This window comes from Enterobacter cloacae complex sp. 677-3DZ2D5B (genome assembly GCF_004136695.1).
Lineage (GTDB): Bacteria > Pseudomonadota > Gammaproteobacteria > Enterobacterales > Enterobacteriaceae > Enterobacter > Enterobacter hormaechei_C.
Window position 1 is genome coordinate 272,965 of sequence record NZ_QFLS01000001.1, and the last position, 15,799, is coordinate 288,763.

Consider the following 15,799-nt stretch of genomic DNA (forward strand, 5'->3'; position numbering starts at 1 on the left):
TACCTCAATCAGTAAATAGTTTGCTATAGTGCTTTATTATATTGTTATGTGAGGATCGAACAGTTCTATACTTTTCACTTATCCTCATGTCGAAATCAAAACAAACAGGTAGTTTTAAAAAAATCTCTTCAGATCCTACAGATAATGCATCTCTTATTGTGTATGTCAAAGATAAATGTGAATCTATTATTTTAATAAAATGGCGTTCATTAATAGGCTGCAATCCCCAAAGATACATCCTTTCCATCGATGTACGTAAATTTATTATGTTTTTTCTATATATTGTTTCTCTTTGCAAAAGCTCTTCCCAAAGCAGCCTGAATTTAGTTTCATCATGTTGTTCATCAGGTTCTGTATTAATCAATTGTTTTACATCACTGTGCAAGTAAAAAGATTCCTGTTGTAACTTACAGAACTGATCAATAAGTTCATCTGCAAATTTAAATTTTCGCTCATTAAGTTTAGGTGAAAGCCAATCTTTAGCATTTACAGCAGCATACACAGCTACCCCTGCCATTACTGCATTACAGGCAGCACTAATCAGATCTGAACCATTGCCCCAATCCATGAATCACTTCCCGATAAAATCTTATGTATTGTATGTACCACAACCTTGTTTAAGGTGCTATCAAAACGGTAATTCACCCTGCATATCACAGAATGCATCATCCTTATCATGTGCCTCTAACATAGCTTGCTGTGCGTAGAACCAACTACCAACAGCAAAGATATCTACTGGCTGAGCTACCTCAAGCATAAAGTAGTATGCGTTACTTGAAGTCACACCGAACCAGTACAAACGAGTACCATCCTCATGAGGTGTTGTCTCGAACAAGACACATTGCCCGTCTTCAATACGTTCTAAGTACCCTCCAGGATGAACAACCACTATCCGTTGTCCACACTGCCAAAACATCTGAACACCCTTTCTTACGCTTGGATCAAACAGATTTTTATTGCCCATTTTCCTGCCCTCATATGAGTTTGTTGTACTGTAAATTTATACAGTGGTCTTGTGTTGATCAATACGAAACGCTAAAAATCACATAAAAATGATCATTTTCAATAGGTTAAGTAATGTTATTTGGTAGGGTAGCTCTATTATTGATATCTAAAAATGATCAATAATTGATCATCTACCATTTTTAGAGATATGCACGGATGATCACCAAGACCTTCATAGCAGAACCAATCATGACTACATCAGGCCAGCTCGTAGGATGTGAACTGTTAACCCGCTTCCATTGCGAAGATCTGCCTGTGCTTAACAGTAAGTACTTCATCATGGCTATGACGGTCGAAGGGAAGAAGGAACTACTGAAACAACAATTAGAGACTGTAGATTTTCATGCGTCATGGTTCAGAGAGCACCGGCTTTTCTGTACCGTTAACGTTGATACCGTACAGGCACGGCTATGTGTGTTTGACAGGGAGATTATTCAGCTATTGAATAAAATGGACTTCATCAGGCTTGAGATCTCAGAGAACTTTGAAGGGCTTGAACTTGGTATCAATCATCCAGTACTTAAAACACTGTTAAACGTTGGCTATCGATTGTTCCTTGATGATCTTGGTTCAGGCCGTGCCAACGTCGCAGCACTAACTACTGGATGCTATGAGGCGGTAAAACTTGATAGGGCGTTCTACCATCAGGAAGTACAGAAACCTACATTCAACGTACTGATGAAGAACATCATGAAGTACTGCCCGTATGTGATCGTTGAGGGAGTAGAGCAGCGGCAAGAACTACCAGTACTACGTGATACTGGAGTATCAGCGGTGCAAGGATATCTTTATCGTTCAGTGAACTTCTCTAAGGTGACATTTCTTTTATAAATCTAAGCCGCTGTAATGCGGCTTTACTCACCATCATCTAATTCATTTAAAAATCTGGCAAGAACATCTCCGTGGCATGGATAGGGTTTGCAATGGCAGCCAAGGATTTTTCCTCTATGTGCTTTAAGCTTTTCTTTGAAATCCTCCCCGCCTTTTAAGAAATTTCTATCAAAGTCGTACTTAAACTTTCTTATAACTTCATCACGATCACCATCGGCTCCTATCGCATAGGGATTACCCCATAAAGTACCGCGACCGCAATATACATCGAAGTGTTCGCCCCTGTCTTTGTTGGAAACAAACGTAATTTTATCCTTTATATACCTTACAGGAATTTGTGATGATAACGTTTCATAAACAGTTGTGAACTCCGGTTTCAATGCTGAATCAAAAATAATAGCGTGCGTCAATCCTATTTTAAGTGGGTCAGCGAGAGTATCATGATCAAGTTTAAAAATTAAATTAGAGGAAAAATAGTTATGTATCAAATCCTGATGATCTTCAAAATAAAAGATTTTGTATTCACTCGATTCGGAGAAGATACGGGTAAGCTTTCGCTCAAACTTACCCTTTGAAGCAAAATCAGGATGATACATAATTAGTACTTTCATCATATTAAATGCTTAACCTCAAAATCAGTATCCCAATGCTTGTTCAGATATTCTATCACAAGACGACGATGACAGTGATGGGGCTTGTGCTCACTACATAACAAGCAACCGTCAGAGATTAAGCTCTTATCTATACGCTCAATGTTCCTTTTAGCCATAAGATTCATAAAGTTATCTTCGTAAATCTCCCAAGAGACTTTTCCTTTCTTATAAGGGTCGAGCATCTCTTTGGTTGGTGCGAGGTCTGGAACATGGGCGTAGTCTACCCCACACAGTTCGCGAAGAAAAAATTCGAGGTCTTTCTTTTTAGCAAAACCAGCAAGCTGAGATACATTGTTTAGACGGACATCAACCAGAGTTTTGATTGGCTGTGACTTAATCAAGGTAAAAAATTTTTCAGCAGTTTTTTCAGTAAAGCCAATTGAATACACTTTCATTACATGACCTCTGCTATTAATTTATAGTAATAATCGCCACTAACGCTTGTATGCAAATCATGTGCTAAACTGACCGTCACATTTCTACCTGTTTCATTATAAACTCCAGGTGCCCTTTTTTCAAAGATGTTAATCCATACAATATCAGTTACACGGAGATTATATATGACACCATTATAGGTAAATTCACCACGTACTTTTATTGGTTCACTTTCCCATCTTGAAGTTTGGAACTGAATTTTGTCTACATAAATAAAATACAAGCTTTCATTAAACTTTGTTGCTTCAGTCGGATGTACTTGATCACATTTGCCAGTTTTTGATTGATATTTGTTTGACCACAGCGAATCGGGATAATCGCATAATTTCATTATTTCTTCATGGGTAAAAGGGTAATCACCTTTCTTAATCCAACGTTGAGTAGAGTCGATAAGATTGTTTTCAGTTTGGAAACTCTCAGGAATAGATTTTAAAAACTCCGCTTCAATTATGTCACGAGGCTTAGCATAAGTAGAATCTTCATAAAGACAATCTTGATCACTTATAGAGCCAAATTTATTTAGAGGTCTTATCCATTCACCAATAGAACCATCTTGGTTAACAATTTTACCCGCTACGCAGTAGCCACCTGGTTTCTTGGACTTACTAAGGCAAACGAAGGTTAACTTTCCCATGTTACATCTCCCGCAAAAGTAAAGTGAGTAAATATTAACATCGGAATAATCCGAAAGCAAGGTGGAGGTACTTCGACGATTTTGTTGTGATCGAGTAGTTTCGCCACCGGATATGAACATTTGTGTGTGAACGAAATAACTATACCCGCACCGCAGTCAAAAAAGAACAACGCCAATTTCATTTAATTCACATTGGCAATTATATCTTACTGGACACTCACATAATTTAAAAACAGCGTAAGAGCCATTGAGTTCTTCACTAACGTACTTTTCCATAAAATCGATATCATCTGGTTCACAAAAAAGATGAAACCCGACACCGAGATAATTACGCATTTTGTAGTTACAATGTTTAATAGCATTAATTTTCTTTTGGTCGGCTGCTAAGCCCCTAACTAATGGTGCAACACGTTTAGTACATTTGAACTCTATAAAAATATAATCATCAGAGGGTGAGGATTTTTCACGCAGAATCAAATCTACTTTAGCAAGTCTGCTATCAGGGTAATCTACTGGATCGAGGTATATTGTGACTTCACGATGTAGCTCATACTTCTTTTTTGAAGTGAGATAATGAGCAAATTCAATTTGCAGCCATTTTTCCCAATCATTAGTTTCTTTTTCAACAAAAGAATGTAGCCTTTTTTTTATCTCATCTTTCTTCAAAAACCCGTTCAGCAATTTTACTAACAGAGAAAAATCATTGTTACGGTCTGACATTGTAAACCCTATAAATAAAATAAAAAGGATTAAATATGGATATCTCATTAAGATCATTAGCGAGACAGTACGGATACGATGAATCTACAGTTCGAACTTGGGTAGAAAAGGGAATGCCGACAGGCACTGATTCTAACGCAAGAAGTTGGATTGTAGATAATGTACTAAAGCCGTTGCGTGATACTAATACAAAAGAACAAATTGAACAAGAACGTTTGAAGAAACTTTCAGCAGAAAGGCAGTTAGCAGAATTAGAGTTAGCAGAAAAGAATGGGCTGGTAGTCAGTGCTGAATATGTAGAACAAGTACTAACAGAATATCTATTTCAGATCAAAACAGCAGTACGTGCAATACCATCAAAAACTTATCTTGAATTATTTGCACAATCAGATGCAAAGGATTTACGCGATGTATTAAGAACGCATATTGATAAAACATTATACCAATTAGGCTCAATGGAATTTGAGCTACCCGATGACATGGAAGTATTAGAGGATGGAAACAAACAAAAAGAAATTAACGAGGATTCTGAAGAAAGTACTACCAACGATACAACCGCCGAAGATTCAGAAAACCAGTGAGTGGATTAGTAATGGTGTAGTTAAATTTGTTGATGGGCCGAATATGGGCCTTGATTGGATACCCTTTAGTTTCCAAAAAGAACCAATGGATATAGCTCAAGAGAGAAGTACTAAAAAGATTGTACTTCAATCATGTTCACAGCTTTTGAAAACAACAGTACTTCAATCAATAGCTTTTAGTCTAATGGCAAATGATCCCTGTAACTTTGCTTTTGGTAGTAGTTCTGAATCAGAAGTGAAGAAATTCAAGGATGGTAAATTTCTTCCAGCAATTGAAACAAGTGAAGTACTAAAGCCATTAGTAACCGATAAGAATGATAAGAACGCCGCCAATAACTCTAAACAAACACAAATGGTGAACGGTACTTTTATCTATTGGTTAAATCTCAACACGCCGGGGAACCTTCGCGGTATCACAACCAGGTGTGTTCTGTTAGATGAGGTCAGCAACTGCGAAATTACTGATGAAGGGAATCCAATAAAATTAGCAGAAGCACGTACCAGTACCTTTGGTAGTGATTCATTGGTGGTTGTATCCTCAACACCTTTGTATAAAGATGATTTAATTAATGCGGAATATAACCTATCTGATAAACGCCGTTACTTTGTTACACATTCTTGCGGTCATGAGTATATTTTTGAATGGGAGCAGGTAGCATTCGAATTTAAATATTTAGAGAATGGGAGAGCAATTCCAGATAGTACAACTACCCGTTTAATATGTCCGTGCTGTGAACAGGAAATTGGTGAACATACACGACATCAAATGATTGATAACGGGCGATGGGTTGCAACTAATCCAGATGGTGAACCTGGTGTAGTAGGTTATCAAATCAGCCGTATGTATTCCCCATTGAATACGATTACTGAAATGGTAAGTAAGTTTGCTGATGCCCTTTATAACTTCAATCTACAAACATTCTATAACAACGAACTTGGATTACCTTATGAGGATGAATATCAAAAGGAATTAGATATTCTCCAATTGGAATCACTACGCGAAGATGAATTTAACCTACATAAAATCCCTGAAAGTACGTTAGGTATTTGTATATCAGTTGATCAGCAAATTGATAGATGCGAAGCCACTATATTAGGCTTTGATGAGAAGAACATATATGTACTTGGTCACGAATTTTTCTATGGTCACGATGTAACTAAAATCGAATCACAAGCCTGGAAAGACCTTGATCAGTTCTGTAGGCAAGATTTCCGCACGGTAGAAGGTCGTTTAGTACCAACTCTCGCAGTATTCGTGGACAGTTCGAATGGTAACGCTACTGATACGGTTAAGAAGTTCACAGCACGTTGGGCTAAGTACCATCCTATTAAGGGTTCCAGCTCCACTACTGGTGATCTCTTCAAGGAATCAACACAGGCTGGTTACAAGCTACAGATCCTAAACGTACATGATCAAAAGAATACGATACGTAAACTTCTCAATCTGATGCTTAGTACTGAAGCAGATAATGCACCTGTGAAGCTCCGCTTTAGTAGTTCATTACCAACTGATTATTTTGAACAGCTATCAGCCGAAGAGTTAAAACCTGCTGGCGGTAAATTAGTATGGCGATTAAAGAAAGGCCAGAGAAGGAATGAAAGTCTTGATTGTCTTTGTTATGGTCTTATTGCTATTGCCTACGCTCAATCTAAATTAGGTAATCAACCATTTAAAAAATTACGCGAATATAAACAATCTGAAAGTAATAACAAAAACAAAATAAATAAAGCAGAAGAACCAAAAAATACACCTACCAGACGTAGACGTACAGGTATGGGTTCTAATTGGTTCGGCAAAACGTAAAATGATAAGGATATCAAATGGCAATTTTACCAGAACAAATTTATATGGTATCAAACCCGTATGAGTACTCTGTAGCGATTCCTGCAAAAACAATTTTCGTAACTTCATATGTTAGTACTGGTCAATCTGTAACACTTGATAATCAATCAAGTGATGTTGAACGTGATTTTATTATCACGTTTGATCTTGCTATTTCATCAGAAAAACTATTCTGTACTCAGATTACTAACGGTATTGTTAGTACTTCTCAATGTGAAGTAATTGATCCAACAAGGCATACGGCAGAATACGCACGTATTCGCACAATGATTAGTGAAATTGAAGCAGTTATTGAAGCGAAAATACAAGGCGGTGCTAACTATAGCATTGCAATTAATAATAAAACATTAGTTAGTGAATCATTAGCCAATTTAGAAACAATGCGTACACGTTATATTGAACGTGCTAATTCTCTGTGGGCTAAAATGAATGGTAAACCTGATTCCAATAAACCATTTAAGAGTATTACCGTATTCCGAGATCCTAACTATCCAAATCGTTGGGGGACTCGATAATGTGGTTTAAAAGAAAAAAGGTTGATGTACAACCAGAAGTACGAACAAAGAAAACTGAAGTACGTGAACATTCTGGCAGAACACTGCAACGCGATTTGAATCAAATCAGAACTACAACAAATGGTATTAATGTTTTCAGCTTTAATGCTGGTGTTAGCTCAGTAAGTATTAACAATCTCATAAAATGGCACTTAGCAGAATGGCGTAATGAATCACGACAATCAACCTTAACAAACCCAATCGCACGTAAGTACATGATGTTATCAGTTGATGGTGTTGTAGGTTCTAACGGTATCTATGTAAAACCTTCAGTTGAACTTGATATTGATGAAAATGAAAAGCATCAAATCAATATGCAACTTGAAAAGCTTTTTGACCGTTGGGCCTATGATCAAACCCGTTTCAGTCTGGATAATTCAATGACGTTTGACCTCTTTACTCAGACTCTTGAAAAACACCGTGTGCGTGATGGTGAAGCCTTTGTAAGAATTCATAACTTTAACCGTACCATCAAAATAGAAATGATTGATTCAGCCAGGTTAACACAATTTAACAATGCATTACTCAGCAATGGAAGTTATATCAGCAACGGTATTGAGTTCAATAAATACAATCAACCAGTAAATTACTATTTTGCTAAATACAATCCGGTTACATATACATACGATGCAACGAGCTATGACGTAATTCCGGCTACTGAAATCCTACATTATTATGTGGCAGATGATGCTACGCAAAATCGAGGAATCCCCGATCTTGTTGCAAGTACTAAAGTCCTTTCAGATTTGAAGAACTTTCAAGAAGCGGCTTTATTAGCAAAGCGTATTTCAGCCAGTGTAACTACATTCATTACCAATAGCGGCAACAACGAACTTTCACTAAACGAAAGTGAACAAAGTACTGCTATCTACAATGAGTACTTAGAGCCTGGTGCTATTTTTGAATTAGGTGCTAACCAGGATATCAAATCTGTTGATCCTCGTAATGGTGTTGATGGTATTGCCGAATTCACAGATGTATTACTTGATAATATTTCTATGGGCTTAAACGTAACTAAACAAAGCCTAATGGGGAGTACTGCTGATGCATCATTTAGTGCAGCTAAATTAGCTGAACGTCTTCAGGCTACTACATTCTCAACACGTACAAATGTTCTTGTTAATAAAGTGCTGAAGCCAATCTATTCAGCATGGTTAAAGAATGAAATGCTAAATAATAATAAGTTAAATCTAAAATTCTCTGATTTCGATGATCTTGTTTGTGCTCGTTATATTCAAACTAAACCAATCTCACTTGATCCATTAAAGGATATTCAGTGTGAAGTGGCTGCTATTGATGCTGGATTGAAATCTCGTACACAAGTTATTAGTGAAATGGGCGGTGATCCGCGTCTCGTAATGCAAGAAATAGAAAGTGAGAAGAATATGAACAAGGAAGTTCAAAATGAAGTTCAAAAACCAGACGAGGGAATTAACCTTACCAACGGCGATTAATTCTGATAATCGTACCGTTGAAGTTGCTTTTTGTTCTGAAACTCCCGTAGCACGTGAAATAGAAGGGAAGTTATATAACGAAGTACTTCTATGTAATCCAGATAATGTAGACCTATCGCGTTTGAACAATTCAGGGGCAGTACTTTTTAATCATGACCGAGATCATTTGATTGGCAAAGTCCTATTAGCACGTATTGATTCAGATAAAGTAGGTCGTGCTGTATTACAGATTTCCAATGCTTCGGAAAAAGAATGGGAGCAAATCAATGAAGGCGTATTAACACATATTAGCTTCGGTTATACCGTAAATGATTACCGTATTGAAGGTAACATTATCTATGTAACTCATTTCACCCCATATGAAATATCTCTGGTAACTGTACCTGCTGATGTATCGGCTGGTGTTGGTCGCTCTTTGATAAATAAAAAAGAAGATAACCAAGAGGATATTAATGTCATGGATGACAATCAAGAAATGATGGAAGAGGGTACAGATGAAGTACAGGAAGAAATTAATGAAACGCCTGAACAAGAAGCTGCTGAATCCGAATCTGGAAAAGTAATTACTGACGAAGAGCTTTTAGAAATGATTTCTAATCGTCCTGAATTACTTAGCAAGATGTTAAATAAAAGCGATGTTGAAGAACAAAGCGTAAATGATTCTGAAACTAAAGAATCCGATTCTGAAGACGTACCACAAGAAAGTACTAATGAAGAAGTAAATACAAATGAACTGGAACGTAAGCGTGAATTGGAATCAATCGGCGAGGTTCTAAAAGTTGATGTATCTGAAGCCATCGAGAAAGGAATCTCTGTTGTGGACTTCAAGCGATCACTAAATACAAAAAAAAATCCAAATGATAAGGAAATCAAAATGGAAAAAACTGTTCTTAATGGCCTAATTCGTTCTTTAAGTGAAGGAAATTTTACAGGCAAAACTGAAATCCCTGCGGGTGATTTCGTGCGTACTTCTACCACTGTTGGTGGTACTGCTTTAATCAAAGAAGTTTACGCAGATTCGTATATTGACGTTCTACGTGCAAATTCTGTATTTGCTGGTTTACCTGTTCAGGTATTTGCAAATCTTGAAGGTGAAGGGAATCTGGTACTACCAAAACTAACTTCTGATTTCACTGATAACTTCGGTTATGTAACTGAAGGTGCTCCAAGCCCGTCATACAACGCATCTTTCGAAAAGATCACTCTGAAACCTGAGATCTTCACAGGTTCTGTAGAACTGACTCGGACTCTTATCAAATCAGCTAATACCGCTGAACAGTATATTCAAGATGCAATGGTTAAGGGTGCTGCACTTAAACTGGAACGTCTAATTCTTGCTGATGCCGTGTCTAAGGCTCCAGCTGTTACTTTGACTGGTGCTCTTACTAAGGAAGATGTGATTGATGCTCTTGCTTCTCTTGCCGCTCATAACGTGCGTGTAGAGAACGTTGTAGCTATCGTACATCCTTCTACCGCTGCTGTTCTACGTACCACTCTTGATGGTGCTAATACCAGTGCCAAGTACCTTCTACAAGGTTACATGGGTGATGGCATCCTCGCTGATTCAGTACGCTTAGTTGAAAGTACTCAAGTTGCCGCCGGTTCTATTGTGTTTGGTGATTGGTCAAATCTGGTACTTGCACAATGGGGTTCTGTAACTATGGATCGTGACGATACCACTCAACGTAATTCAATGGGTATTGTGCTACGTACTTTCAGCTTCCAGGCACACGCATTTGCACATGATGAAGCATTCTTAGTTTTAAAACTAACAAGTTAATAATCAGGAACTAATATGAGAGCATTTTTTAGTAACTCACAATCAGAGTCACTACTTAATGCTTTTGGTGAAAAGCTCGTCATTGTTCAAGATGGTGTATCAATAACGATTACCGCTATTTTCGAACAAGACGAGCTTTTTTTCGATGATAGTCAAACTACTGTGACATATTTTAGTGCTAAGTCAGGTATCAAACTAAATAGCACCTTCAAGATCGATAACATCGAATACGTAGTAAATAGGATAGATGATGATACAAGCGGCATCTCTAATTATCACTATATTCGCAAAGTCGATTTAGAAGAGGAAATATAATATGTTTACGGCAGACTATAAAATCAGAAAGTACTTAATTAATAAACTCTCTCCAGTTACTAATTTACACTTTCCATCAAAAGCATCAGTAGATGATATTACTGTGGTTTATATTGGTGATTCTTCTGTACAACGTACTCAAGTACCTAAAGCAAACACAGTCATTAATAATCAAATTATGCCATCAACTATTCGAAATTTATGTGAGTTTCGTGTTCAGTTTGTGTCTGTCGGACAATCATATAAAGAAGCATCCGATGAAATAGAAAAAATACTTGAAGCAATTTATACGCCTGGTTTCTTTAATGACTTAAACCAGCAACTTCCAATGCCATTATTCAATGTACGTATTGAAGATAGCCTAATGACTTCTCAAGCCGAATCAACGGAAACCGCTTATGTACACACGCAAACTCTATCTTTTAGCTATGGGGAATAATTATGGCTCAAACATTTTTAGGGAATTTAACTACGGTATGGATTAACACCGATACAACTAATGTTGATCCAAATGCCCGTACTTTTGTTCAAGTAGAAAACCTTTCAGCATTTCCAAGTTTTAGTGAATCAACAACTATTTCAACTGTAGAAACATATGATAGTACTTACACCTCTAAAGTAGCGGGTGATAGTTCATATGGTGATATGACTATTGAAGTTAACTATGTTCCAGGTGAAAACGTCGTACTTGATTCTGTTGTTGATTCTCAGCAATTAGTACAGGTCAAGGTTGAAATGCTTGATGCTGGTACTAACGATACGTCGGTGAACTATGTGATGTACAACGGCTATCTATCCAAAGTTTCTGACTCATCGGATATTGATACCGTAGTTACCCGCTCGTATGTGTTTACTCCTGAGACACAGGTAGCAACAGGTATCCTTGATGAGTCCGTAGTACCGCTTAACCGTGGTGATTGGGGCGTAGGTAGTAACGGTGTAGAGTTCCCCAGTTATCAAGGCCGTGACGGTAACTCATTTGTTAAGATCCCAGCGGTGAACTCGCCATCAGGCGTAGATATGTTGGGTATCACGAACCTTGATGGTTCTAACGGTACTCAGTTAGTGATGAACAAATCCGGTACTCCGGTACTGAATTTCCGTAACTTCTCATCAGCAAGTACTGGTGCATGGTACAAGGTCTATACCACTGCCGATAAGCCTACTTTGTCAGAACTTGGTGCAGCAGCGGCTACTGATCTCAGTAACTACGTACCGATTACCCGTACCATCAATGGCAAACCATTAATCGGAAATATCACTCTTTTAGCAGCCGATATTTCTGATGTGTACTCAAAAACACAGACCGATAACAGCTATGTTCCTAAAGTGTTCCAGTTAAACGGACACGCACTAACAGGTACGGCGTTAAACTTGGTAGCAGCCGATATTTTAGATGTATATTCACAGACGCAGGTTAATACAAACTTTGTAGCAAAAACTACTACAGTAAATGGATTAGCATTAACAGGTAATATTACTCTAACGGCAGCACAGTTAACGGATATGACAAGCCTAAGTTATAGTAATGGTACTTTCGTTCCAAAGACGTTCCTAATCAATAACAAGCCATTATCTGGTACTAACATTCAATTGGTAGCAGCAGATATTAGTGACGTATATTCACGTACCCATGCTAACGATCTCTTTGCACTACGTATTACTACTGTTAACGGTTATCCATTAAGTTCTAACGTGTCTCTGAACTATAATGACGTAGGTACTTACTCAAAATCACAGATTGATGTAAAGAATGCAGCACTACAGGCAAACATTGATACTAAGGTTACTATCACTCAAGATTTGTTAGTACTAAATACCATAACAGACGCACTTAGTCTTGATATGTCAGATGGTAAAAGAGTGTTCTCTGCAACACTTACCTCTGCGAGTACTCAATTAAGCATTATCAATGCAAGCGGTAGTACTAAGAACAGTCAAACCATCACGGTATATCTGATGCAAGGCACAGGTGCTAATAAAATAGAATGGCCTTCGAATGTTAAATGGTCATACGGGCGTACTCCAGTATTAACCTTCACTAAAGATTCAGTTGATGTTTTTCAATTCACGTCAATAGATGGGGGGAGTACCTGGTACGGCTCCTTACTAATGGCGGATCTTCATTAATGATTAGAAAAGGTAACATAGATAATGCTCTTCAAATGTTAGAGGGGCATTTGAAATTTTTAGAACGTAATACAGGTTTAACTAACGATAACAAAAATCAACATTTTGTTTTTAATCCAGATAAAGTACTTGCAAATAACAGGCACTTTATAGCGGAAACAGGATGGGAAGCACAACCTGATGGTGACGCAACCACCGAAGGGCAGTCATTAGCAATTTTAGGTGCAATATACGCATATCAGGCAACCAAAGAACCCCACTATCTGGAACTGGCAAAGGACTACTTTAACGGGTATCACAATGCATTCTACAGAGGGGTAGCTTTTCCAGATCCACCTGATGGTTCATTACGCTGTAACTGGATATGTAACGGAAAAGCTCCAGTACTGGCACACTATCCATTAGATCCAGAGTACCCAACTCATGGAGGCTTCAAGGGAGTACTGTTTACATGGACAAACGGACAGACACAGATACCACACGGTGCACCAAACTATGGTGAGTACCTCGATGCTGTATGGTTCGCTTTTCCTGAACGTGCTTCTTTAGGCTGGAATCAGGTAAACGCTACTGTATATGCATGGGATTCAGAAGGTTCGGTAGACTGGAAAACCAAAGCACCTACATACAATGTTGATTGGATCATCGACCGTACAGGCCGCAAGGTAGATAGCAATGGTGATGTACTGGCAGAAGGGCTAACAAGCCAGATCGGTACAGTCCAGCTCAAAAATACTTCCATCAACGGTAATTACCGCTTCAACTATGCAACACGTAACCCTGTAGAACATGGCGGTTATCTGATGGGGCGTAATGAACGTTGGCACAACAGGCCAATACATGTACCAATTGATAACTATGGTTTCTTTGATTTCGCAGATAACGCATCAGATGCCGAATTGTGGTTCTGCCAGGCAGCAAAACTACTATGGGATATCACAAGCGAGCGTAAGTACTGGTTAGCCTGGCAAAACTCAATGATTACCTGTATTGGGTACTCTGATATAGATAAATTCGATAAGTTCTTCCGTAAATCTACCGCAGCAACAACACCTTTTACAGACGGTATCTCATATGATTATTTCTATCCAAGTAATCAGGCTGCTACTTACTCGCGTGATGCTGATGGATATATTGTAATTAATCAAAGTGCATCAGCACAAACCACACTTGAACAACAATCAATTTGGTTCAAATTTAATAATAGTAGCAATTTCTATGTTGAATATGGTGGTGTAGATACCTCTGGTGCTGCATTAAGTCTTGCCGTTGCATTAACTGTGAATAAAACAAAAACAGATGAAGGTGCAATTAGATATCGTTGCGGTCTGCCAATTACTCAAACGGATGGCAGTATTCAGGCAATGAGTATACCTATGAACCACTTTACACGAATTGCTAAGCCAGATGGTGGGCAGTACTTAACAGCAGATATGCGTATGATTTCTGATTATGGTAGTAACACCGTAACTAAACTTGAATATCAAAGCGGCATTGCAGATAAGTACTATGATAACGTCATAACAAGTACTATGGATAGTGACGGTAGTTCGACAGTAGGTTTCTGGATTTTCAATAAAGAAGAACAGGATTTAGTTTCTTTTACATACCGTACTTATGCTGATGATTTTAACATCCGCATTATTGATGATTTTGGTTGGAGGTGGTGGGCTATGTTACCTGCAAGTAATGGTGCATGGGTTACACAAACATTTTCAGTCTTAGATTTTAAATTAAGCTCATATCAACCTGATCATCAAGAAGGCGATGAACAGCCGGGACAACCAACCCTTACCACACGTAAAGAGTTTACGTTACTACTTGATACCGATCCGGTAGATGGCGTTAGCGGTCGTATTGACTGGTACTGCATTAATGACCTACCAGCACTCTATGATGATGGCGGTACAGGTGACTATTCAGTACTGCTAAGTCTTACGTTTAATGACAGTACCGGAAACGGCTATACAGCCCGCTTAGGCGATTGTGTGATCAAGCAGTATATGCTTGATAGCCTTGCGTACACACCAGGCTTAATACCATTCAGTAACATCACAGATCCGTATGCTCAGTTGTATTCTGGCTGGCGTGGACTTCCATACCCAGGGTATCAATTACCGGCTATATGGTGCTTTCAGGGTATTGCAATTGATGAAACCAGATTGAATAACAGTATGAGGTTCTTATGTGATGCTCAGAACTGGTTTACGAAAAAGTTTCATCCGCCTGTACCAGGCCCATGTGCACAGGCGTTTGTGTGGAACCGTCAGGACGCATTAGCGTACTTACCTGATGGTGAACAACCCGACGTATTCATCATGCAGCACTGGTATGAAGAGGCATGGTCTGGTTATGAACCTCGTGCGTTCTTTGCAGGTTGTGATGTAGTACATGAACTGTATCAACGTGGTGATTACACCATTCCACAGAACATACTTACGTACTGTAAGAACTGGATGAACTACTTAAAATGGTTCATGAAAAATAACGATGGCCATGCACCAACACGATTTAAAGATAATGGGGAAGTTATCTATGATGGCTTTACAGGTCATATGTCAGGGCTATGGCTTGCAGGTGCATCAATGATGGCGATTGCAGGTTATCCAGATCATGAATTACTTGATTTACTCTTTGCTGAGATACAACAAAACTACGATGTAATTAGTGCTAATCACGTGATGAATGGAGCATGGTCGCCAGCCATTAGAAGTGGCACACCAACAACAAGCCAAAACAATTCAATGTACTTTGGTTTCTATACTGGTGAATTACTAAGAGGTTTAGCTTTATATATGAAGTACTACAACCTACATACATAAATAATATATGAAAGGGATAGCAAGGATCGTTATCCCTAAATT

Annotated in this window: 16 protein-coding genes; 10 read left to right on the forward strand and 6 right to left on the reverse strand. The window is 38.3% G+C overall.

Annotated features, from left to right (window positions below; translation table 11 throughout):
• Positions 1 to 4 precede the first annotated feature (4 nt).
• Positions 5 to 568 (reverse strand): hypothetical protein, encoded by a 564-nt coding sequence (locus tag DD597_RS01340; protein WP_045617203.1) that lies wholly within the window; start codon positions 566 to 568, stop codon positions 5 to 7.
• A gap of 60 nt (positions 569 to 628) precedes the next feature.
• A complete protein-coding gene (locus tag DD597_RS01345) occupies positions 629 to 964 on the reverse strand; it encodes a hypothetical protein (protein ID WP_129255886.1) in 336 nt (111 codons plus the stop codon).
• A 230-nt stretch (positions 965 to 1,194) separates the two neighbouring features.
• On the opposite strand from DD597_RS01345, the gene DD597_RS01350 reads away from it, so the two are divergent.
• Positions 1,195 to 1,836, forward strand: a complete 642-nt coding sequence (locus DD597_RS01350; protein ID WP_165298092.1) for an EAL domain-containing protein — start codon at positions 1,195 to 1,197, stop codon at positions 1,834 to 1,836.
• Between the two features lie 23 nt (positions 1,837 to 1,859).
• On the opposite strand, the gene DD597_RS01355 is transcribed toward DD597_RS01350, so the two are convergent.
• The 4 genes from DD597_RS01355 to DD597_RS01370 form a co-directional block, all read right to left on the reverse strand.
• On the reverse strand, positions 1,860 to 2,450 hold the full coding sequence (locus tag DD597_RS01355) for a DUF4326 domain-containing protein (RefSeq protein WP_052686690.1): 591 nt from the start codon (positions 2,448 to 2,450) through the stop codon (positions 1,860 to 1,862).
• A complete protein-coding gene (locus DD597_RS01360; protein ID WP_045617197.1) occupies positions 2,447 to 2,884 on the reverse strand; it encodes a DUF488 family protein in 438 nt (145 codons plus the stop codon). Before DD597_RS01360 ends, DD597_RS01355 begins: the two co-directional genes overlap by 4 nt.
• A complete protein-coding gene (locus tag DD597_RS01365) occupies positions 2,884 to 3,558 on the reverse strand; it encodes a hypothetical protein (protein WP_129255887.1) in 675 nt (224 codons plus the stop codon). The genes DD597_RS01360 and DD597_RS01365 overlap by 1 nt, the downstream gene beginning before the upstream one ends.
• A 156-nt stretch (positions 3,559 to 3,714) precedes the next feature.
• Positions 3,715 to 4,278: a hypothetical protein gene (locus tag DD597_RS01370; RefSeq protein WP_045617193.1), complete on the reverse strand. Its 564-nt coding sequence runs from the start codon at positions 4,276 to 4,278 to the stop codon at positions 3,715 to 3,717.
• A 35-nt stretch (positions 4,279 to 4,313) separates the two neighbouring features.
• Here DD597_RS01370 and DD597_RS01375 point away from each other — a divergent pair, with 35 nt between their 5' ends.
• The 9 genes from DD597_RS01375 to DD597_RS01415 are packed head-to-tail and all read left to right on the forward strand — an operon-like array spanning position 4,314 to position 15,757.
• Entirely contained in the window at positions 4,314 to 4,859 is a 546-nt protein-coding gene (locus DD597_RS01375) for a terminase small subunit (protein WP_234708133.1), read from the forward strand.
• Entirely contained in the window at positions 4,774 to 6,663 is a 1,890-nt protein-coding gene (locus DD597_RS01380) for a terminase gpA endonuclease subunit (RefSeq protein ID WP_129255888.1), read from the forward strand. The genes DD597_RS01375 and DD597_RS01380 overlap by 86 nt, the downstream gene beginning before the upstream one ends.
• A 17-nt stretch (positions 6,664 to 6,680) precedes the next feature.
• The gene (locus tag DD597_RS01385; RefSeq protein ID WP_129255889.1) at positions 6,681 to 7,217 is read left to right on the forward strand and encodes a hypothetical protein; all 537 of its coding nucleotides are present in this window, start codon (positions 6,681 to 6,683) and stop codon (positions 7,215 to 7,217) included.
• Entirely contained in the window at positions 7,217 to 8,710 is a 1,494-nt protein-coding gene (locus DD597_RS01390) for a phage portal protein (RefSeq protein ID WP_045617191.1), read from the forward strand. Before DD597_RS01385 ends, DD597_RS01390 begins: the two co-directional genes overlap by 1 nt.
• The gene (locus DD597_RS01395) at positions 8,661 to 10,490 is read left to right on the forward strand and encodes a phage major capsid protein (RefSeq protein WP_045617190.1); all 1,830 of its coding nucleotides are present in this window, start codon (positions 8,661 to 8,663) and stop codon (positions 10,488 to 10,490) included. Before DD597_RS01390 ends, DD597_RS01395 begins: the two co-directional genes overlap by 50 nt.
• Before the next feature lie 15 nt (positions 10,491 to 10,505).
• Positions 10,506 to 10,805 (forward strand): hypothetical protein, encoded by a 300-nt coding sequence (locus DD597_RS01400; RefSeq protein WP_045617188.1) that lies wholly within the window; start codon positions 10,506 to 10,508, stop codon positions 10,803 to 10,805.
• Between the two features lies 1 nt (position 10,806).
• Positions 10,807 to 11,244: a hypothetical protein gene (locus tag DD597_RS01405; protein ID WP_129255890.1), complete on the forward strand. Its 438-nt coding sequence runs from the start codon at positions 10,807 to 10,809 to the stop codon at positions 11,242 to 11,244.
• 2 nt (positions 11,245 to 11,246) lie between these two features.
• A complete protein-coding gene (locus tag DD597_RS01410) occupies positions 11,247 to 12,935 on the forward strand; it encodes a hypothetical protein (protein WP_129255891.1) in 1,689 nt (562 codons plus the stop codon).
• Positions 12,935 to 15,757 carry a hypothetical protein gene (locus tag DD597_RS01415; RefSeq protein WP_129255892.1) on the forward strand — a complete coding sequence of 941 codons (2,823 nt, stop codon included), beginning with the start codon at positions 12,935 to 12,937 and terminating at the stop codon, positions 15,755 to 15,757. Before DD597_RS01410 ends, DD597_RS01415 begins: the two co-directional genes overlap by 1 nt.
• Positions 15,758 to 15,799: the final 42 nt, after the last annotated feature.